Source organism: Nocardia speluncae NBRC 108251 (assembly GCF_001613245.1).
Taxonomy (GTDB): domain Bacteria; phylum Actinomycetota; class Actinomycetes; order Mycobacteriales; family Mycobacteriaceae; genus Nocardia; species Nocardia speluncae.
The window spans coordinates 525965-545132 of the sequence record NZ_BDBZ01000001.1 but is presented as its reverse complement, the minus strand read 5'-3'; the positions used below and the strand labels follow the sequence as shown (position 1 = coordinate 545132).

Below are 19168 nucleotides of genomic sequence, written 5' to 3'. Positions count from 1 at the left end.
TCACCGGCCCGCTCGCCGCCGCGCCGCGGGATCGCTGTCGGCTTGATACTGGCGTAGGCCGTCGTCGGAGACCCGCGCGTATTTGGCGAGGCTGCGCACCGAGGTATGCCCCGACAGCTTCATCAGTACCGGCGTGGAGGCCCCTTCCTCGGCGGCGTGGGTCAGCCGGGAGTGCCGCAACTGGTGCAACGTGTACGGACCATCGCCGTAGCGCTCGGTGTGGGTCTCGAACAACTCCGCCGCACGCCGATACGACAAGCGGTTCCGCCCGGTCGATGGATCGATATCGTTGCGGGCCGGCGAAGATCGCGCTCTGCGGTCGGTGAGGAACACCGGGCCGGATTTACGTCCAGCGAGCATTCGCGGCAACAACCGCGCAGTGCCGGTCTGCCACGCGATGACCTCCCGTGCCCCGCCCTTACGCGTCACCACCGCGCACCGGTTCGCGGTATCGAGATCGGGCACATCGAGCACCAGTACCTCCTCGGCGCGCGCAGGATTGGTAGAGCATGTGCCACAACACCCGTTCCCGCAGCGGGGCATCCGATCCCAGGATCTCGGTGACCCGCTCCCGGCTCAACGCCTTACTCGTATCAGGTGGTGCGGGCCGCGCCCGCAACCGCACCAGAGGATCACCCGCCAGCCACTGTTGTTCCCGCCAATACCCGCACGCCGCTGTGAGCGCGGTCAACCGGATATTGAACGTCTTGGGGCCCTGCCACCCCACACGAACGTGAACCAGCCAGCGACCCGATCCGGATCCCGATCCAGCAGCGCCACATTCGCGTCGGCACCGAAATCGACCACCAGATCATTCGCGGCCTGCTGATCCTGATATGCCATGCCGGGTTCCTGTCCGTGTGCGGCGAAAGCGATGCCCCGCCGATCGATTGAATGATCGGCAGGGCCATTGATTGTGTTTCAGGCTACGTTTGAAAAGCATCGCATGGTAAGGGTTGCGCCTGATGTAGGTGCCGGAGCCGGGGCGAGACCGGCGCAGGGTTCACCGGGTGAGCGACCGCCCTACCAGGATTCGCTGTATCGCCGCGGTGAGTGTGCGCCCGGCCGGACGTCGGGTATCAGGACCGTGGTGTGCCAGCGGTCTCCCTCCCACAGGTGTCCGGGGAGGTCGGTGTGCAGCCGGTGTTCGAGGGGTTCGGCCAGGGCGATCACCAGGGTGGTGCGTTCGACCAGGCGTCGTCGTTCCCAGGTCAGCGGGCCGGAAACTTCCAGTATTCCGGGCCCGGGGCCGATGGTCGCGGGCATGTTCACCGCGAGCGGCTCGGAGGTCCAGGTGGTGGGATAGTCGTAGTAGCGGGCGATGTAGGTGCGGGGAGCTTTTTCGGTGCCGAAGGCGAGTGCCGACAGTGCCCAGTCGATGCTGGGCAGGCCGAACAGACCCCAGAATTGGGACGACAGCCAGGAGTGGATGGAGAGGGCGACCGTCCGGTCGTCCCGGACGATCGCTGGGGAATCCATGTGTAGCAGGGTGATTTCGGTGGTGCGGGGGCGCATGCTCAGGGCCGTCGGATCGATCACCCGGCGGGGCGAGGTGCTGCCGTGACTGTCTGGCTGTACGGGACTGCCTCGAGCAAAGTGACCGCGATTTCGGTGCCGTTGGGCACCCTGTAGCTTCGCTGTTCGCCACGGCGGGCGCCGGTGAGTGCGGCGCCGAGGGGGGAGTCGGGGGAGTAGACCTCGAGGTTGCTGTGTTCGGCATCTCGGCTGCCGAGCAGGAAGGTTTCGGTGTCGTCGGTGCCGTCGTAGCGGATGGTGAGCACCATGCCGGGTTCGGCGATTCCGTCGTCCGGCGGGTCTTCGCCGAACACGGCGTTGCTCAGCAGGTTCCGGATATGCGCGATGCGGTTCTGGCGCTGGTGCCGGGCCGCGAACTGATCTTGTGTGTCGGCGGCCTCGGTATGGCCGGCGTTTTCGACGGCGAGCAGTTCGGCGAGCTCGGCCTCGAGTTGTGCGCGGGCGTGCGTTGTCAGCCAGATGGGCGAGCTGCTGGTCATATCCGTCCTACAGGTCGTCAGGGGAAAGTGGGTTCGGCCGTCGGGGCGGCGGAGGGAGAAGAGGGCCGCCCCGACGGCAGAACTCCGTGGAGCCGGGTTCTTGCGACACCGGCTCCACGGATGGGGGAATGGCCGAAGGGCTCAGCCGGGTGCCGGGGTCACCACCCGGCACCGTGCTGCTCGTTCGCGGTCGAGCCGACTCGTTACGCGCGCCATGCTCACCTCCATATCGAACGATGCGCTTTACAGCCATGATGACGCGTCAACCCACCCGTAGGCATGTCCGGGTGGCACAGTTTTGGTCCCGTCAGTTGTTCGATTTCTACAAGGGGGGTCGGTCGTCGTCGAATGCGGCGAGGTCGATCGTCATCGCGAGGCGGGTGCGGGGATCGTCGAGGTCCAGGACGGCGACTTCACGCATTTTCCGCAGCCGGTTGCGGATGGTGTTCGGGTGGACGCCGAGCCGGGTGGCAGCCTCGGCGAGATCACCCTGGGCGTCGAGCCATGCGCGCAGTGTCGCGACGTAGGAGGTGGCGTGCTCGCCGTCGTATCGGCGCAGCTCCGCGACCGGGCCGCGGGCCGGTATCCGGCCGGTGCGCGCGGCGGTGCGCAACCGCTGCAACAGGATCTCGCCCCATGATTCGTCGTAGGCGGGGAAGCTGCTACCGGTCGACCGCTGTTCGTGTAATGCCAGGCATTCGTCCGCTTCCTGCCGTGAGTCGGGCAGGTCGGTAGCCGTGGCCGGACCGCCGATTCCGGCCGACAACGTGACTCGGGCCGGGAGTGCGGCCCGCAAACCGGCGACCCAGTCGCGGGCGGTGCGGACGTGTTCGCCGGGCAGGATCGTGTACACGGTGTTGTCCGACAGGGTGCTGCGTCCCGGGCGGGACCACCCGAAACCGAAGGTGGCCTGTTCGAAGGCCAGCAGCAAACCGGCATGGCGTTCGCTCGCGATCTGCGCACGCACCGCGACCACTCGCAACGGTGCCGGCGCCAAGCCGAGCCGGCCGGTCACGGTCGCGGCGTCGGGGCTGCCCTCCAGCAGCCGGATCACCAGTTCCGATTCGACCTGACGCTCCAGGTCCGCGCTGGCCCGTGACCGCAGCAGATGCAGGGCGACCGTGCGGGCACCGTCGGTCAGCGCGCCCCGCCTGGCGGGGGGTAACGGTTTCGCGCAGGCCACCCACACAGAGCCCAGTAGTTCGCGGCCCACGCGCACCGCGACCACCGTCCGGCCGTCGAGCCCGAGTCCGGTCTCCGGTTCGACGAACAGCGGTTCGTCGGATCTCAGCAGATGCGCGGGCACACCGCGCGTTTCGAAGAGCTCCCGCAATGCAACCGGCTGCTGCCGCTGTAGCACGGTCTCCGCCAGTGCGCGGTCGGCTGTTCCGTGCAGCGTGGAGTGGGCCATGACGCGCGAGAGCGAGTCCTCGATGGTCACCGCCCCCTCGACCGCGTCCGCCAGGCTGTCCGCCAGCGCGAAAAGGTCCGTCGGTCCGCGGCCGGACGCGGTTTCTCGCCCCTCCAGCACCAGCCCGTACACCACACCTGTGATCTGACTCCACGACACGGCGGGATCCATCACCAGCACCGCGACCCCGCCGCCGGGCCCGATCGCGGCCGCCTCCCGTTCGGCTTCTGCACCGCCACGTACCAGCACCGCGACTGCTTTCGCCGACCGCGCCCCGAGCACCGCTGCACTCACCGATCCGGCGCCGACGGCGAGGAAGATATCTCCGGGCGCTGCCTCGGACCCGGTGGCATCGTGCATCGCGACGCTGCGGAGCATGGTCGCCCGCGATACCGGGCAGCAGCGTAACCGCACGCCGTATCCGCCGAGCACGTTGACGAGATGATCCAACCGCACCATGAGCGACTCCTGTTCACACCGGTTCCGTCACCGTAACCGGCGCTCCTGTCCGCGCGGTCCTCGGCAAGGGCGAAGGCGGACCCGGCGAACGCGCATTGCTGCGGTGGTCAGGTTGTCATCACGGCGCGCCGGACGGTTTCGCGGAGCAGCGTACGGCGCCGGTCGTGCGTCTCCCGCGGTTCCTCCGCGGTGGCGGCGTAGACATTGCTGACCGGCGACCAGGCCATGGACATCGAGATCACCAGGGCCATCACGTCGAAAGGATCGCCGGGGCAGACGAGGCCCGCGGCTTGCGCGCCGGCGATGGCACGCAGCTTGTGATCGTCGAGCCGGTCGGTATCGTCCACCAGGTGCCCGGCGGGCCGGCGCTCCAGGCGGGCCCAGGTGGCAAGCCGGATCAGGTCGGGTCGGCGGAGGTATTCGTCGTACAACCGCACCGCCCAGTCCGCGAGATCGGTCGCGTCGATGGGCACGACGTTCACGATGCGTTCCAGCGAACCGGTGAAGATGGCGTCGAACAGGGCTTCCTTGTTGCCGAAATAGCCGTAGAGCTGCGCTTTGTTCGTGCGTGCGTCCGCGACGATCCGTTCGATCCGGGCCCCGGCGATACCGTGTGCGGCGAACTCGCGGGTCGCCGCCTCGAGAATGCGGTCGCGGGTGGCGGCGCCGCGGGCGGTCAGGGGTCGATCGGTCATGGCACCCAATTTACAACAGAACAGTCTGTTTACTGATCGTCTATCCGGGGCTACGCTCAATAGACAGAATAGTCTGTTTAAAGGAGCTGGGAATGCGGAAAACGGTCGGTTGGCACGCAGTGGACGCGGCGACGCTACAGCGGGCACCCGTCCTGCGTCGTGCACTTCGCCCGGACGATATCGCGGTGCGAGTGGACTACTGCGGCGTCTGCGGTACCGACCTCCATGCCGTCCGTGGTTATCGCGGCGAGCGGGACCCGGTGCTCGTACCCGGACACGAATTCACCGGCGTGGTCACAGAAGTCGGCCGCGAGGTGGCCGGATTCGATATCGGCGATCCGGTCGCGGTAGGCAACATCGTCGACTCCTGTGGTGAATGTGGCATGTGCCGGGCCGGTCAGGAGAATTTCTGCGGCGATTTTCCCACCCTCACCTACGGCGGCACCGACCGGCGCGACGGATCGGCGACCCTGGGTGCCTACTCCCGGGAATACCTGGTCCGCGACCGGTTCGCCTACCACCTGCCCGATGGACTCGACCCCGCCGGTGCGGCTCCCTTGTTATGTGCCGGAATCACGGTCTGGGAGCCGCTGTGCGCACTCGGGGTCGGACCGGGCACCCGCGTCGCGGTGGTCGGGCTGGGCGGCCTGGGTCATCTGGCGGTCAAACTGTCCGTCGCGCTGGGTGCCGACACCGCGGTAGTCAGCAGAACACAGAACAAAGCCGCCGATGCCCACAGACTCGGCGCGCGCGAGGTCCTGGTCTCCACCGATGCTGCCGAAATGAGCGCAGCCAGGGACAGATTCGATGTCGTGATCGATACGATTTCCGTCCCGCACGATCTCGGGCCCTACCTACGGCTGGTCGCCCTCGACGGAACACTCAGCCAAGTCGGATATCTGGGGCCGGTCACCGTGCAGACCACCGATCTCCTCATCGGCCGCAAGAGACTCGGGTCGGCCGGCAGTGGCGGCCGACCCGCCACCACCGCCCTCCTGGACTTCTGTGCCCGGCACGACATCACCGCCGATGTCGAAGTCCTGCCGTCGGGGCGGGTGAACGAAGCCCTCGACCGGCTCGAACGTAACGACGTCCGCTACCGTTTCGTGCTCGACCTCTCCGACCTGGACTGATCGAGTAGCGATCCTCACGGCATCCGGGCAGTCCCGCCGAGTCCCACGTCGAGCACCGACCCAGTGGTATAGCGCCCGGATTCACCGACAAGATGATCGACCGCGTCGGCGATCGCCTCGGGGGGACACCACGGGATCCGCATGGGGCTCATCCGCGCGTACCGGGGCTCGACCTCTTCCCGGGTGGGATTGTCCAGGTCGGGGGCGAACAGGGAATACAGGGCGGGGTTGTGCAGCATCGGAGTGTCGACATTGGTGGGGCAGACGATATTCGCGGTTACACCGGTCTCCGCGTATTCGAGCGCGACGGATTTGACCAGACCGATCACACCCCATTTGGACGCCGAATAGTGCGCGAGGTTCGGGGTGCCCTGCCGCCCGCTCATCGACGAGATGGCGACGATCCGGCCCCACCCACCGGTCATATGGGGCAGGACCGCGCGGAGACAGTTGAACGTCCCGGTCAGGTTGGTGGCGAGCATATCCGACCACATGGCGTCGGAGAGTTCGGTGACGGGCGCGAAGCCCACGATTCCCGCGCAGGTGACGAGAATATCGATCCGGCCCGACTGTTCGGCCGCGGCATGAGCGAAGGCTGTTACGGCGGCGGCGTCCCGGACGTCGAGTACCGAAGTGTGGCAGTGTCCGCCGTCCGCCTCGATCAGGCGGACAGTCTCCGCCAGATCGTCTGCGGTGGCCAGGGGATAGGGGGCGGTATCGCCGGCCGCGCACAGGTCAGCGAGCCGCACGGTGGCACCTCGCCGGGCGAGTGCCCGCGCGACGGCGCGACCCTGGCCACGCGCCGCGCCGGTGACGACAGCGGTGCGACCGTCGAGATCACTCTTTGTCGTGTTGTCCGTCTGCATCTTCCACACTCCTCTCGGCGATCTGCTTGACCTGCGCCTTGGCGATCTTGCCGCCCGGCGCCAAGGGCATCCGCTCGAGCACCCGCAGCCGTTCCGGCAGGTACTCCCGGGTGATCCCTTGTTCGCGTAACCACGAGTTCAGGTCCGCGAGCGTCAGCTGCCCGGCCCCCGCGGTCAGAGTGACGGCGGCGCAGAGCCGTTCACCGAACAGGGGGTCGGGGACCCCGACCGCGGCGACCATTTCCACGGCGGGATGCTCGCGTATGTAGTCCTCCACTTCGAGCGCGGAGATGTTCTTCCCACCGCGGATGATCAGATCCGCCAGCCGCCCCACCACGCGCAGCCGGTCGCTCTCGTCGACTTCGACGATGTCACCGAGCCGGATCCATCCGTCGCCGGTGAACAGTTCGGCGTTCGCGGCCTCGTCGTTCCAGTAGCCGGGGGACATGAGCGGTCCGTGTACCGCGGGCTGTCCGCGCCGGATACCCGTACCGCCCTCGTTCGTCCCGTCGTCGAGGATGCGGACGTTCATCTCCGGGATCAGGCGCCCGCCGGTACCGAGCCGGGTCTCCTCGTCGTCGTGGACGGTGGTGCCGCTCGCCGCCCCGGTTTCGTTGGAGCCGTAGAACTGCAGAACCAGTGCCCCCGTCGCCTCCTCGAAACGTTTGGCCTCGGCGTAGGGCACGGCCTCGCCGCCGGTGAACATGGCACGTAAGGCCTCGGCGCCCGACAGTTCCCGGTCCGGTGTCTGCAGCATCATCCGGAACTGGGTGCTCACACAGGCGAGAATCGTGGCGCGATGCTCGGCCATCAGATCGATCGCGACCGCCGGATCGAACCGGCTCATCACCAGTGCCGGCCGGCCGAGCAGTGCGGGCAGGAAATGCGAGGTCCACAGGCCGAATCCGAACGGCGCGGGCACGAATGCGGCAACGACCTCCTCGGGCCCCATATCGGCGTTGCGGCAGGCGATCGCGGCGAAGGTGCTCCACCGGCGCTGCGTCTGCATGACCAGTTTCGGTCGTCCGGTGGTGCCGGATGTGCTGTTGAGCAAGCAGATATCGTCTACCGAGAACCCGCGGAAGCCCTGACCCCGGTCGCTCGGTGCCGCGGCGCTCTCCAGGATGACCTGTGCCCCCTCGACCAGCACCACATGCGCCGGCGTCGTATCACGCAGCCGCAGCTCCTGCACCAGTTTCGCGACCGGTACACCGCGGTTCTCCCCGGCGGTCACCAGCACGGTCGACCCCGAGGCCGACATCAGATGAGCTAATTCCGCCGGTCCGGAACGGGCCCCGACAGCGACGGCGAGGACCCCGGCCCGGTAGGCGCCGACGAGCGCGGCATGGAACTCCACGGTATCGGGCAGGTACACCGTGACCGCCGCAATATCGCCGAGGGCGCGTAGCGCGGCGCAGACGCGGTCCGCGAGGCTGTCGTATTCGGCCCAGGTGGTGGCGCCGTCCGGGCTGATATAGGCGGGTTCGTCCGCGCGGGTGGCACCCCATGTGCGGACGAGGTCGCTGACGGAATATCCGGTGCAGGACTCGGGGTCCGCAGTGAACGCGGGGGCGATATCGGCTAGGGGAACGTGATCCATCACAGCGCTTCCTCGAGCATCCCCATGGATGCCCGGTAGGCGGTATCGAGTGCGTCGGCGGTGTCCTTCGGCTCGGAAAGCGAGCCCCGGATCATGACGTACCCGCGGTCGACGATTCGGGCCACCCGGTACAGCGCCGGCTCGGCGACGAGCACCGTGATACCCGAATCCGCCAGTGCGCGGACGTGGTCGAGCAGTTCACCGGCGATCTTCGGGGAGAGCCCGGTGGTCATCTCGTCGAGCAGCAGCGCCCGCGGTTCGACCAGCAGGGCCCGGGCGAGCAGCAGCATCTGCTGTTCCCCGCCGGACAGCACACCAGCGAGTTGTTTCGCACGGGTCCGCAGAATCGGGAAGCGGTCGAACGCCGATTCGAGGACATCGTTGCGGGCGCCGAGCAGCCGGGCCCCGATCTCCAGGTTCTCCCGTACGGTCAGGCGCGGGAACAGTTGCCGGCCCTGCGGGACGAAGGCGACTCCGGTGCGCAGCCTCTTCTGGGCCGGATCGCCACCGAGATCGTGTTCGTCGACGGTGACGGTTCCGGTGGCAGGTGTACTGCCGAACACCGCAGACAGCAGGCTCGACTTGCCGGCCCCGTTCGGCCCCACCACCGCGGTGACCTCCCCGGAGCGGGCCTCGAACGCCACATCGCGGACGGCGACTGCTTTCCCGTAGCGGACGGTGAGTCCGTGGGCGCTGATCATCGAGCCTCCTCGGTGGTGCCGAAGTACACGGATTGCATTTCCGTGCTGCGCATACAGTCCTGCGGGCTGCCGGTGAACGCGACCGCGCCGTCGGCCAGCAGCACCACCGAATCGGCCAGTTCGGCTATCAGGTCGACATTGTGGTCCACCAGCACCACCGAATGCCCTGCCTCGCGGACCTGGTGCACGGCATGCGAGATCGCCGCGATCCCTTCGGTATCGGATCCGGCGAACGGCTCGTCCAGCAGCAGCACCCGCGGTTCGGCGGCCATCGCGCGGGCGATTTCGACCAGCCGCTGGGAGCCGAGACCGAGGCTGCCGGTGGGCACACGGTCGGTGGTGACCCCGTACTCCGCGGCCACTGCCGCCGCCCTGTCGAGCACCGTCCGGGGCGTGCCCGCGAGTCCGCGGAGCAGCGCCCGCAACGAGGCACCGTAGGAACCGATCGACCGGCCGACGATACCGGGCACGATGTTCTGCACCGGGGTCAGTTCGAGCGCCAGCTGCGGATGCTGGAAGGTGCGGGCCAGCCCGGCCCGTGCCCGCGCTGCGGGACCGTCGGGCAGGGCACGACCGTCGACGTGTACGGTGCCCGAGTCCGGGGTCTGGGTGCCCACGATGCAGTCGACCAAGGTGGTCTTTCCTGCCCCGTTCGGGCCGACCAGTCCGAGCACGCGGCCCGCGGGTAGATCGAAACTCACCTCGTCGACCGCGGTGACGCCGCCGTAGCGCTTGGTCAACCCGGTCACGGACAGCAGAGCTGTGGATGCCATCGTCGTCACCTCCTGTCCATGGTCCGGGACGGTATGAGCCGTTGCAGAATCCGGTGTCCCCAGCCGATCACTCCGCCGGGCGCGAGCAAGAGGATCACCAGGACGACCACCGCCAGCAGCAGCTCACCCGATCCCTGATATCCGGGCATGTTCAGTGTGACTCCCACGACGATCAGTGCCCCCAGGGGAGCGCCCCACGCCGATCCGCGGCCGCCGATGATCGGCATGAATATCGCCAGGAACACCAGGTCCAGGCCGAAGGTCTCCGGCGTCACCGCCTGCACCGAGACGGTGAACAGTGCACCACCCGTGGAGGCGATCGCCGCGCCGACGGCCAGCGCCACCACGGTCAGATGGGTCGGGGAGATCCCGGCGGACCGAACCGCGGGCGCGTTCTCCCGCGCCGCGGACAGCGTGAGCCCCCACGCCGACCGGCGCAACCTGTCGATCAGCACCGCGACCACGCAGACGAAGGCGATCGCGGCCACCACCTGGGCGTAACGGGGTGGTTCCCAGCCGAACACCGAGGGCACCGCAATATTTGCGATTCCGGACGATCCGCCGGTGATCGAGGTGGCGTCGCCGAGCCAGTGCTCGAACGCGATCGCGAACAGCAGGGTGACGGCGGCGAGGTAGAACCCGGACAGCTTCCTGGTCGCCACGGCGAGGACGAGGGCGACCGCGGCCGCGATCACCATTCCGGCGAGCCAGCCCCACCAGGGGGAAAGGCCTTGTTTCACCGACAGATACGCGACCGCGTACGCGCCGATGGCCGCATAGGCGCTGTAGGCCATGGACAGCGAACCTGCCAGGACGAACGGCAGATACATACCCAACGCCACCAGCCCGTAGGTGGCCGCCAGGAACACCAGATCCTGCCGATACAGGCTGGGCCCCATCCAGAGCAGTACGGCGGCGAGGACGCCCAGGCAGATTCCCAGCTCCCCGAGTACGGTCCGCGCGGCGGTCGTACCGGTTCTGGTGGCCGGGGTAGCGGTTTCGGTGGTCGTGACAACAGCCATCACACCCGCACCTTTCGTTGGAACAGGCCTTCGGGCCGGAACGCGAAGAACACGAGGGCGACCAGGAATATGGCGATCGAACTTCCGGTCGCGCCGAAATAGAAACTGCCGAACACCTGTACCCAGCCGAGCGCGAGCCCACCGATCAGGGGCGCCCACGGTTTACCGGTGCCCCCGACGACCAGGGCGAGGAATCCGGTGAGCGTCCAGGACAATCCACTGGTGAACTGGGCACCGGATTTGGCCGCGAAGATGATTCCCGCGATCCCGGCGATGGCGCCGGACAGGCCGAAGGCCCACAACCGCACCCGGTTCACATTCACGCCGATCATCCGGGCCGCGTCGTGGTTGTCACCGACGGCGCGCAACAGCTGGCCTGTGGCGGTGGCACGGAGCCAGAGCACGGTGGCCGCCAGCGCGACCGCGGTAACCAGGATGATGGTGGCCGTCGTCCCTTGTACACCCACCGACCCGATACGGAAGTCGGGGAGTCCGAGGAGATTCGGCACCGGCACCGGGGTCCGGCCGAAGACTGTGCCCGCCAGCTGCTGAATCGCGAACAGCGTCGCCGTGACAGCGACCAGGGCGGGCAGTTCGGCGCCGCCCGAGCGGCGCTGTACCGGCCGGACCACCACGATCTCGGTGATCAGCGATATCCCCACGGCCACTGCGATGCCCAGGACCGCGCCGAGCAGGACCGGCACGCCCCAGTGCGCGGCGGCGTACCCGGCGAGTAGTGCGGCGGCCATCGCGTACGGGCCCGCGGCGAAGTTGAAGAACGAAGCACCCACCACGACCAGGTAGATCGACAAGGCGACGAGCGCGAAGAAACAGCCGATTTCTATGGCGGCCAGCCACAACTGCGGATCACTCATCGCCCGGCCCCCTTCGGCGTGCATTCCGGCTGGTACTCCGGCCAGGGGCCGGTGGGAACGTTGTCGGGGCCGAATTCGACGAGCACCAGACCGCAGGCCGAATCGGGGGCGATATGGTCGTCCGGCGCGAACGACAGGGTCAGCGGTGCCTGACCGAAGCTTGCCGGAACATCCCGGACCTGCTGCATCGCTTCGTTGAGCCGATGCCGATCGGTGTGGGTTCCGGCGAGTTCGATCGCCCGCGCCAGCAGCATCACCGAGTCGTAGGCCTGGGCGTCGTAGGCGGTCAGTGAGTAGTCCGGTCCTTTGACGGTCCGCAGCCAGTCCTGCAATTGCGTGGTCCGCGGGTTGCTATCGCTCAGGCTGCCCATGTATACGAGGCCGTCGAGGGAGCCGGGTGCGGCGAGTTTCCACGACTGGGGCTGGTTTCCGATCGACGCCAGCGAGAAGCGCTGCAACCCGGGCGCGAGCCGGTGCACCGTGTTCTGTGCGAGAAGTTCGAAATTTCCGCCGACGCTCGCGACCAGCACCACATCCGGGTCGCTGTCGAGCAGCCGGCTCACCCCGGCGGTGAGGTCGGCGGCATCGACGGCGGCTTTCTGGGTGCCGACGATATCGATGCACTCCCGCAACTTCGGGTAGAGCGTATCGAGGATGCCCGCGATCGCGGGACTGGAATCGGCCAGCACTCCGAGCCGCTTCTTACCCTGAGCCGCGAAGGCGCCGCAGTAGACGTCGGCGTACTGGGCCAGCGGATTGGGCACCATATACGCGAATTCGTTACCCGGAGGTCCGGCGACGGCATCGGTCAGTGCGGTGGGCGCAATGGTGACGACCTCGGTGGACTGCGATATCTGCTTGGCCTGCAACGCCGAACCGCTACCCGTCGCCAGGACGATTGCGGAGGCGCCCTGGTCGACCAGTTTGCGGATGATGGAGGGCGTATTCGTCGGACTGCTCTCGTCGTTCTCCACCACCAGCCGGACCTCTTTGCCGCCGATCCCGCCGTCGGCGTTGAGCCGGTCGACCGCGGCGCGGACGGTATCGCCGGCGATTGTCGAATACGACGCTCCTGGCCCCGTCGAATCCTCGTCCATCCCGATGACGATGTAATCGTCCACCGGTTCACGGACCTGGGCACATGCCGCCGGCAACAATGCCGCGGCCAGCACCCAGGCGAGTACCCGGGTACGTCTCATGAGACCACCACCAATCAAGCAGGCGCTTGGTATGAACCAAGCGATCGCTTGAGAGTGTGGCCTGTGCCACTGCTTCTGTCAACAAGTTACCGCGCACCCGACCGGCAGGAAGCCGTCTACAGCCCGTCGACCAGGCGCTTCGTCAATTCTTCGAGCCGGCGCTCGATCCGGTCCAGCCGGTCGACGATCGAACGGTCTACGCTATCCGGAGCGCTGTTCGCATCGGTGGCAGCCGGGGCGGCGCCGCCGTCTACAAAGGCCGCCACCACGGTGTCGGTCACCTCGTCGCGCCGCGCCGACAGATGTTCGCGGTGATACCGGATCGACCACCACACCCCTTCGCGCAGCATCCGCGCGAAATCGACGGGGTCGAGTCCGGTGCGGAGCTCCCCGTTCGCGCTCGCCCGGGTGGCGGCGTCGATCCAGAACGTATGGGCCGTACGCACCGCCTCTGCGATCGCATCGGGGGCGGCCGGCCCGTGGTACGACATCTCGTTCTGATAGATCTCGGTGGCATACGGATGCATCTCGGCGATTTCGATCGACGAGTAGACCAGCGCGCGCAACTCTTCGCGCATCCCGCTGACATGTGGCAGTACGGAGCGGTAGCGGGAGTTGAGGTCGGTCAGGAAATCGTCGAGTATCGCGAACGCTATCGCGTCCTTCGACGGGAAATGGTGGTAGAGGCTGCCGGACAGCATGCCGACCCCCTCTGCGATATCCCGGACGCTGGTGCCTGCCACTCCGTTCTCCACGAAGAGTCCGGCGGCAACACGTTTGATCTGATCTCGGCGGCTGACCACCCGCTCATCCTTACCGGCGGTGGCCACCACTGTCGAGCGGCCGTGCCCTGGAATGGGACAGCGCGGTCGGCCGTGCGGGATGCGGGTTCAGGAACGCAGGCCGGTGAGACGGTGGTAGGCAGCGACGAGATCGTCGGTCAGTTCAGGAAGCCGGTCGGGATCGTCGTCGGCGATATCGGCGAAACGCATGACGATACCCGTCACCATCTCGGCCAGGGCGTGGGCCGGTGCGGCGAGAGTGGCCTCGCCCCGGTCGGCCAGACGGGTCAGGAATCGGGCATGCCGCCGGGTCGGGCGTTCGTGGACCTCGGTGTGCAGCGCGCGCATCTCCGGATCGGCGAGTGCCTGATGCCCGATGACGGTGAGCATCCCCCGGTGCCGGACGTAGGCGTGCAGGTAGGCCACGATTCCGGCGCGGCCGGTGGCACCAGGAGAGGGGGCGTCGATACTTTCCTGCAGGGCGAGGAATTCGTCGCGGACCCGTTCGGCGAGCGCGCGGAAGACGTCGTCCTTGGACGGGAAGTAGGCGTAGACCGTCGGGCGGGTGACGCCTGCTTCGCCGGCGAGGGCGGCGATGGTCGTGCGGGCGTAACCGAGCCGGCAGAAGGTGCGCTCGGCGGAGTCCAGCAGCAGATTGCGTTTTTCGGGCTCGGTAAGGGTCCGGCCCCCGATTCCGTGCATAACGACCTCCATCTACTTGACATGAATGTAAACTATTGTGCCATGGGTCTACCGGACGTCCAGCGTCGGACGATCAGCGCGGTCTACGAACGCGTGCTGGAAAGCATTCCCGATGAGCTCGCCCAGATCGGGCCGGACGGCCGATACACCGTGGCAGAAAGTTACGCGCGCTCATTGCGTATCGCCGGTGGTCTCACGCAGCTCGGGGTGGGCCGGCAGCAGCCGGTGGCATTGCTGCTGGACAACTCGCTCGACGCGGTACATGCCTGGACCGGTGCGGCCCTCGGCGGGATGGTCGAGGTACCGGTCAACACCGCGTACAAAGGTTCGTTCCTGAGTCATATCCTCAACGACTCCGGCGCATCGACCCTGGTACTCGATGCCGCCTGTGCCGAACGGGTGGCGCGTATCGCCGATGATCTCACCGCGCTGCGCACCCTGGTGATACACGGTGATCCGGCGGCAGCCGACGAGTTGCGCGGCCGGTTCCGCGTCCTCGGGTTCGACGAGCTCGCCACCGCGAAACCGGCCGCGCCGCAACACCTCGACCCCGCCGACCTGATGGCGTATATGTACACCTCCGGCACTACAGGCGTATCGAAAGGTGTTCTGGTGTCGCATGCACATGCCTACACCTACGCGTCCCGGGAGGACCAGCGGCGGCCGCATGCCGGCGACCGGATACTGGTCACCTTGCCGCTGTTCCACCTCGCGGGGCAGTGGTACGGGGTGTATCAGGCGCTGATCCACGAATCCCGGTGTGTTATCGAGCCGGGATTCTCGGTCAGCAAATTCTGGCCGACTGTTCGCGAACACGGCATCACCGTCACTGTCACCCTCGGAGCGATGGCCGAACTGCTGCAACAGCGCCCACCGGAGCCGGGCGATGCCGACAACCCCCTCGAACTGGCCGTAATGGCGCCGCTGGCCAGCGATATCGCCGGCTTCCGGCGGCGCTTCGGTGTGGCGGTGGCCTCGGTGTACGGGATGAGTGAGATCGGGGTTGTGCTCAACGGTCCACCCGAGACCGTCGCGGGCGGCGCCGCGGGGTTCCCGCGTCCCGGATTCGCGTTGCGGCTGGTGGACTCCGCCGGGCAGGATGTGCCGGCCGGTGCGGTCGGTGAGCTGTGGGTGCGTCCGGACGAGCCGTCGACCGTCCTGAGCGGCTACCACAATCTGCCGGAGAAGACGGCCGAGACGCTGGTCGACGGCTGGGTGCACACCGGCGACGCGTTCCGTACCGATGCCCGAGGCCGGTTCTATTTCAGCGACCGGATCAAGGATGCGCTGCGCCGCCGCGGCGAGAACATCTCCAGTTTCGAGGTGGAGCGCGCGATCAATACCCATCCCGCAGTGTATGAAAGCGCGGTGGTCGGGGTGCCCTCCGACCTCACCGAGGACGAGATCAAAGCGGTCGTGGTGCCCCGGGAGAACACAACCCTCGACCCGCCGGAACTCATCGGCTACCTGGTAGACCACCTGCCGTATTTCATGGTGCCGCGCTACCTGGAATTTCGTGACGAACTACCGAAAACACCCACCCAGAAGGTGCACAAACACGTGTTGCGGGACGCCGGTGTGCACGACGGAGTGTGGGATCGCGAAGCTGCCGGGATCGTACTGCGCAGGGCCGACCGGTGACTGCGCGCCCGGTCACCACGCTGCTGGTCGCCAATCGGGGCGAGGTCGCGGTCCGGATCATGGCCACGGCGGCGGCGCTCGGCATGCGGACTGTAGCCGTCCATCCGGCGGATGATGCCGACTGCCTGCATATTTCGCGGGCGGATGTTGCGGTCGAACTGCCGGGTGCCGGCCCCGCCGCGTACCTGGATATCGACGCGATCGTCGACGCCGCCCTGCAGACCGGCTGCGACGGGGTGCATCCGGGGTACGGATTCCTCTCGGAGAACCCGTCGTTCGCTCGCCGCTGCGCCGCGGCGGGGCCGAGGTTCGTAGGTCCCGACCCGGCGGCGCTGGCACTGTTCGGTGACAAAACCGCGGCCCGAGCACGGGCAGCGGAGCTCGGTATCGCGGTGCCGCCCGGTGTGCCCGCGGCGCAGGCCCATGAATTCCTCGCCGGCCTCGAGCCGGGAGCAGCGGTGATGGTGAAGGCCCGGTCCGGTGGCGGTGGCCGGGGAATGCGTCCGGTGAGCGACCCTGCCGAACTCGACGAGGCACTGCGCCGCAGCGCTTCCGAAGCGCAATCGGCCTTCGGTGACGGCACCGTGTACGTCGAGCAGCTGTTCACCCGGGCCCGGCATATCGAGGTGCAGGTCGCGGGGGACGGGGTAGGGGCCGTTGCGCTGGGCGACCGGGATTGCAGTGTGCAGCGGCGTCGCCAGAAACTGATCGAGATCGCGCCCGCGCCCGCACTGCCCGATACGCTGCGGAGCGCCCTGCACCGGGCCGCGACGGAACTGGTGGGCGCGTACCGGGGGCTCGCGACCGTCGAGTTCCTCGTCACCGGTGCTGAGTTCGTATTTCTCGAGGTCAACCCGCGGCTTCAGGTCGAACATACGGTGACCGAGGAGGTCACCGGGCTGGACCTGGTCGAGATCGGGTTGGAACTCGCCGCCGGGAAAACGCTCGCCGAACTCGGTCTCGACCGCGGGGTGCCGAGCCGCGGGACCGCACTACAGGTGCGGGTCAATGCCGAAACTGTGCGGGCGGACGGCACCGTCGCCTCCGGTGCCGGTGAGCTCACCCGTTTCCAGCCGCCGGCCGGACGCGGCATCCGGGTGGACACCCACGGCTACGCCGGTTACCCGATGAACCCGCGTTACGACTCCCTGCTGGCCAAGGTGATCGTCCACGGCGCAAGCGATTCGGTCGCTGCGCGGGCGGCCCGCGCACTGGGCGAATTCGACCTGGACGGTGTCGTCACCAACATCGGGTTACTACGCGTGTTGCTGGCCGAGCCGGCGCTGACGACGGGCGGGGTCGATACGGGATTTGTCGATGCCCGGACCTCCGATCTGGTTGCCGCCGTGGAGGCTGCCGGCCGGGGCGCGCAGACCGCGTCCGAAGGTAACGCCGGGTGGGCCGTTGCGCCGGAGCGTAGCGGACGAGACACCGTGCCCGAGAATGCTCTTGCCGCGAGTCGACCCGGTGTCGTCGTGCAGGTTTCGGTATCCCCCGGTGACGGGGTGGCGGCCGGCGCCGAGCTGCTGGTTCTCGAAGCCATGAAGATGGAGCACGTGGTCCGCGCCGATCGGCCCGGAACCGTGGGCGAAGTACTGGTGAAGATCGGGGAGGCCGTCGCCGCCGAGGATCCGTTGCTACTCTTCACCAGAACCGGCGCCGGCGCGGTACAAGCGATAACAGCCACCGAAATCGATCCGGCGCATATCCGGCCCGATCTGGCCGAAGTCCACGAACGGAAACGGCTGACGCTGGACGCGGCCCGTCCCGCCGCGGTCGATCGCCGGCACGGTAAAGGTCTGCGCACCGCCCGGGAGAACATTTCCGGCCTGGTGGACCCTGGGAGTTTCACCGAGTACGGCGGATACGTGATCGCCGCGCAACGCCGCCGCCGCGATCTCGACGACCTGATCACCGCCACTCCGGCGGACGGTCTGCTCACCGGCACCGCGACCGTCGACAATGTGCCGATCGCGGTACTCGCCTACGACTACACCGTCCTCGCGGGCACCCAGGGCGTGCACAACCATCAGAAAACCGACCGCCTGCTGCAGCTCGCCCGCCGCCGATCACTTCCGGTGGTCGTTTTCGCCGAGGGCGGCGGCGGCCGGCCGGGCGATACCGATACCTCCGCCATCGCCCAGCTCGATGTCCCCACCTTCCGGCTCATGGCCGAACTCTCCGGCCGGGTGCCGACCGTCGCGATCGTCGCGGGCTATTGTTTCGCCGGGAATGCCGCGCTGGCCGCCTCCTGCGATCTGATCATCGCCACCCAGGGCAGCAGCCTGGGCATGTCCGGGCCGGCGATGATCGAAGGTGCAGGACTGGGCGTGGTGGCGCCACAGGATGTCGGGCCGATGTCGGTGCAGGTACCCAACGGGGTCGTCGATGTCCTGGTCCCGGACGAGGCTGCCGCCGTGACCACCGCCCGTACCTATCTGCGCGTAGTGACGGGTGTGCCCGCCGAGCAGATCGACTGCGCCGACCAGCGCCTCCTACGGCATCTCGTACCGGAGAACCGGGTCCGGGTCTACGAGATCCGCCCCGTACTGGAAACCTTGTTCGATACGAGCAGTGTGCTGGAGGTCCGGGCCGGATTCGGCACCGGCATCGTCACCGCCTTCGCCCGGCTGGCGGGCCGGCCGGTCGGTGTGCTCGCCAACGATCCGACCCACCTCGGCGGGGCGATCGACGGTGACGCCGCCGATAAGGCGACTCGCTTCCTGCGGCTCTGCGACGAACGGGGTCTGCCGGTGGTATCCCTGGTCGACACACCCGGTTTCATGGTCGGCCCGGATGCCGAGCGTACCGCGACCGTCCGCCGTTTCGGGGCGATGTTCGTAGCGGGAGCCCAGCTGTCGACACCGTTGGTCGCCGTGGTGCTCCGGAAGGGATACGGTCTCGGTGCCATGGCGATGACCGGCGGTGATCTGCACGCCGCAACATTGACAGTCGCTTGGCCCACGGGCGAATTCGGCGGAATGGGACTCGAGGGTGCGGTGCGGCTGGGCTATCGCAAGGAACTCGACACCATCGCCGACCCGGAGGCCCGCCGTGCTCGGTACGACGAACTGCTGACGGGCTTCTACGAGCGGGGAAAAGCCCTGAGCGTGGCCACCGTGGGCGAAATCGACGATGTGATCGACCCCGCCGACACCCGTGCGGTCGTGCTCCGCGCCCTCACTGCCGTCGGCTGAGTATTGCCGGTACCTTCCGGCCTACACGGGGGTGGATCTCGGCGGTGCCCACCGAGGCCGGAACGTTGATCCTCACGCACAGTCCGCCGCCGGCGCA

At 67.7% G+C, this 19168-nt stretch carries 18 protein-coding genes; 3 read left to right on the top strand and 15 right to left on the bottom strand.

Features of this window, described 5'->3' with window-relative positions; translation table 11 throughout:
• The 6 genes from NS6_RS02305 to NS6_RS02285 form a co-directional block, all read right to left on the bottom strand.
• Positions 1-474 (bottom strand): tyrosine-type recombinase/integrase, encoded by a 474-nt coding sequence (locus NS6_RS02305; protein ID WP_245669096.1) that lies wholly within the window; start codon positions 472-474, stop codon positions 1-3.
• Positions 475-687: 213 nt separating this feature from the next.
• The gene (locus NS6_RS34505; protein WP_157112585.1) at positions 688-843 is read right to left on the bottom strand and encodes a hypothetical protein; all 156 of its coding nucleotides are present in this window, start codon (positions 841-843) and stop codon (positions 688-690) included.
• Between the two features lie 180 nt (positions 844-1023).
• Positions 1024-1479: a hypothetical protein gene (locus NS6_RS02300; RefSeq protein ID WP_157112584.1), complete on the bottom strand. Its 456-nt coding sequence runs from the start codon at positions 1477-1479 to the stop codon at positions 1024-1026.
• Between the two features lie 56 nt (positions 1480-1535).
• Positions 1536-2015 (bottom strand): GreA/GreB family elongation factor, encoded by a 480-nt coding sequence (locus NS6_RS02295; protein WP_068035715.1) that lies wholly within the window; start codon positions 2013-2015, stop codon positions 1536-1538.
• Between the two features lie 322 nt (positions 2016-2337).
• The gene (locus NS6_RS02290; protein ID WP_068035713.1) at positions 2338-3885 is read right to left on the bottom strand and encodes a PucR family transcriptional regulator; all 1548 of its coding nucleotides are present in this window, start codon (positions 3883-3885) and stop codon (positions 2338-2340) included.
• Positions 3886-3992: 107 nt separating this feature from the next.
• Positions 3993-4580: a TetR/AcrR family transcriptional regulator gene (locus NS6_RS02285; protein WP_068035712.1), complete on the bottom strand. Its 588-nt coding sequence runs from the start codon at positions 4578-4580 to the stop codon at positions 3993-3995.
• Positions 4581-4672: 92 nt separating this feature from the next.
• Between NS6_RS02285 and NS6_RS02280 the strand changes: the two genes are divergently transcribed.
• Entirely contained in the window at positions 4673-5713 is a 1041-nt protein-coding gene (locus tag NS6_RS02280; protein WP_068035710.1) for an NAD(P)-dependent alcohol dehydrogenase, read from the top strand.
• Between the two features lie 14 nt (positions 5714-5727).
• Here NS6_RS02280 and NS6_RS02275 read toward each other — a convergent pair whose 3' ends face one another.
• From NS6_RS02275 to NS6_RS02235, 9 genes are all read right to left on the bottom strand, one after another.
• Positions 5728-6579, bottom strand: coding sequence for a mycofactocin-coupled SDR family oxidoreductase (locus NS6_RS02275; RefSeq protein WP_068035708.1), 852 nt, complete (start codon positions 6577-6579; stop codon positions 5728-5730).
• Positions 6551-8179: a class I adenylate-forming enzyme family protein gene (locus tag NS6_RS02270; RefSeq protein ID WP_068035707.1), complete on the bottom strand. Its 1629-nt coding sequence runs from the start codon at positions 8177-8179 to the stop codon at positions 6551-6553. The genes NS6_RS02275 and NS6_RS02270 overlap by 29 nt, the downstream gene beginning before the upstream one ends.
• Positions 8179-8880 carry an ABC transporter ATP-binding protein gene (locus NS6_RS02265; protein ID WP_068035705.1) on the bottom strand — a complete coding sequence of 234 codons (702 nt, stop codon included), beginning with the start codon at positions 8878-8880 and terminating at the stop codon, positions 8179-8181. Before NS6_RS02265 ends, NS6_RS02270 begins: the two co-directional genes overlap by 1 nt.
• Complete coding sequence (locus NS6_RS02260) at positions 8877-9653, bottom strand: ABC transporter ATP-binding protein (protein ID WP_068035703.1); 777 nt, start codon at positions 9651-9653, stop codon at positions 8877-8879. Before NS6_RS02260 ends, NS6_RS02265 begins: the two co-directional genes overlap by 4 nt.
• Positions 9654-9658: 5 nt before the next feature.
• Positions 9659-10675 (bottom strand): branched-chain amino acid ABC transporter permease, encoded by a 1017-nt coding sequence (locus tag NS6_RS02255; RefSeq protein ID WP_068035701.1) that lies wholly within the window; start codon positions 10673-10675, stop codon positions 9659-9661.
• Positions 10675-11550, bottom strand: a complete 876-nt coding sequence (locus NS6_RS02250) for a branched-chain amino acid ABC transporter permease (protein ID WP_068036092.1) — start codon at positions 11548-11550, stop codon at positions 10675-10677. Before NS6_RS02250 ends, NS6_RS02255 begins: the two co-directional genes overlap by 1 nt.
• The gene (locus NS6_RS02245; RefSeq protein ID WP_068035699.1) at positions 11547-12749 is read right to left on the bottom strand and encodes an ABC transporter substrate-binding protein; all 1203 of its coding nucleotides are present in this window, start codon (positions 12747-12749) and stop codon (positions 11547-11549) included. Before NS6_RS02245 ends, NS6_RS02250 begins: the two co-directional genes overlap by 4 nt.
• Positions 12750-12865: 116 nt before the next feature.
• Positions 12866-13552 (bottom strand): TetR/AcrR family transcriptional regulator, encoded by a 687-nt coding sequence (locus NS6_RS02240; RefSeq protein ID WP_168443387.1) that lies wholly within the window; start codon positions 13550-13552, stop codon positions 12866-12868.
• 87 nt (positions 13553-13639) lie between these two features.
• A complete protein-coding gene (locus NS6_RS02235; protein WP_168443386.1) occupies positions 13640-14233 on the bottom strand; it encodes a TetR/AcrR family transcriptional regulator in 594 nt (197 codons plus the stop codon).
• Positions 14234-14275: 42 nt separating this feature from the next.
• Here NS6_RS02235 and NS6_RS02230 point away from each other — a divergent pair, with 42 nt between their 5' ends.
• Both NS6_RS02230 and NS6_RS02225 read left to right on the top strand, forming a co-directional pair.
• Positions 14276-15874 (top strand): AMP-binding protein, encoded by a 1599-nt coding sequence (locus NS6_RS02230; protein WP_068035692.1) that lies wholly within the window; start codon positions 14276-14278, stop codon positions 15872-15874.
• A complete protein-coding gene (locus tag NS6_RS02225) occupies positions 15871-19071 on the top strand; it encodes an acetyl-CoA carboxylase family protein (protein ID WP_281211384.1) in 3201 nt (1066 codons plus the stop codon). The genes NS6_RS02230 and NS6_RS02225 overlap by 4 nt, the downstream gene beginning before the upstream one ends.
• The last annotated feature ends 97 nt before the right edge of the window (positions 19072-19168 follow it).

Coding starts and splice junctions, on each gene's coding strand:
- NS6_RS02250 (WP_068036092.1), bottom strand. CDS start 11,550: ATGAGTGATCCGCAGTTGTGGCTGGCCGCCATAGAAATCGGCTGTTTC.
- NS6_RS02245 (WP_068035699.1), bottom strand. CDS start 12,749: ATGAGACGTACCCGGGTACTCGCCTGGGTGCTGGCCGCGGCATTGTTG.
- NS6_RS02265 (WP_068035705.1), bottom strand. CDS start 8,880: ATGATCAGCGCCCACGGACTCACCGTCCGCTACGGGAAAGCAGTCGCC.
- NS6_RS02275 (WP_068035708.1), bottom strand. CDS start 6,579: ATGCAGACGGACAACACGACAAAGAGTGATCTCGACGGTCGCACCGCT.
- NS6_RS02260 (WP_068035703.1), bottom strand. CDS start 9,653: ATGGCATCCACAGCTCTGCTGTCCGTGACCGGGTTGACCAAGCGCTAC.
- NS6_RS02290 (WP_068035713.1), bottom strand. CDS start 3,885: ATGGTGCGGTTGGATCATCTCGTCAACGTGCTCGGCGGATACGGCGTG.
- NS6_RS02285 (WP_068035712.1), bottom strand. CDS start 4,580: ATGACCGATCGACCCCTGACCGCCCGCGGCGCCGCCACCCGCGACCGC.
- NS6_RS02230 (WP_068035692.1), top strand. CDS start 14,276: ATGGGTCTACCGGACGTCCAGCGTCGGACGATCAGCGCGGTCTACGAA.
- NS6_RS02270 (WP_068035707.1), bottom strand. CDS start 8,179: ATGGATCACGTTCCCCTAGCCGATATCGCCCCCGCGTTCACTGCGGAC.
- NS6_RS02255 (WP_068035701.1), bottom strand. CDS start 10,675: ATGGCTGTTGTCACGACCACCGAAACCGCTACCCCGGCCACCAGAACC.
- NS6_RS02280 (WP_068035710.1), top strand. CDS start 4,673: ATGCGGAAAACGGTCGGTTGGCACGCAGTGGACGCGGCGACGCTACAG.
- NS6_RS02235 (WP_168443386.1), bottom strand. CDS start 14,233: ATGCACGGAATCGGGGGCCGGACCCTTACCGAGCCCGAAAAACGCAAT.
- NS6_RS34505 (WP_157112585.1), bottom strand. CDS start 843: ATGGCATATCAGGATCAGCAGGCCGCGAATGATCTGGTGGTCGATTTC.
- NS6_RS02295 (WP_068035715.1), bottom strand. CDS start 2,015: ATGACCAGCAGCTCGCCCATCTGGCTGACAACGCACGCCCGCGCACAA.
- NS6_RS02300 (WP_157112584.1), bottom strand. CDS start 1,479: ATGGATTCCCCAGCGATCGTCCGGGACGACCGGACGGTCGCCCTCTCC.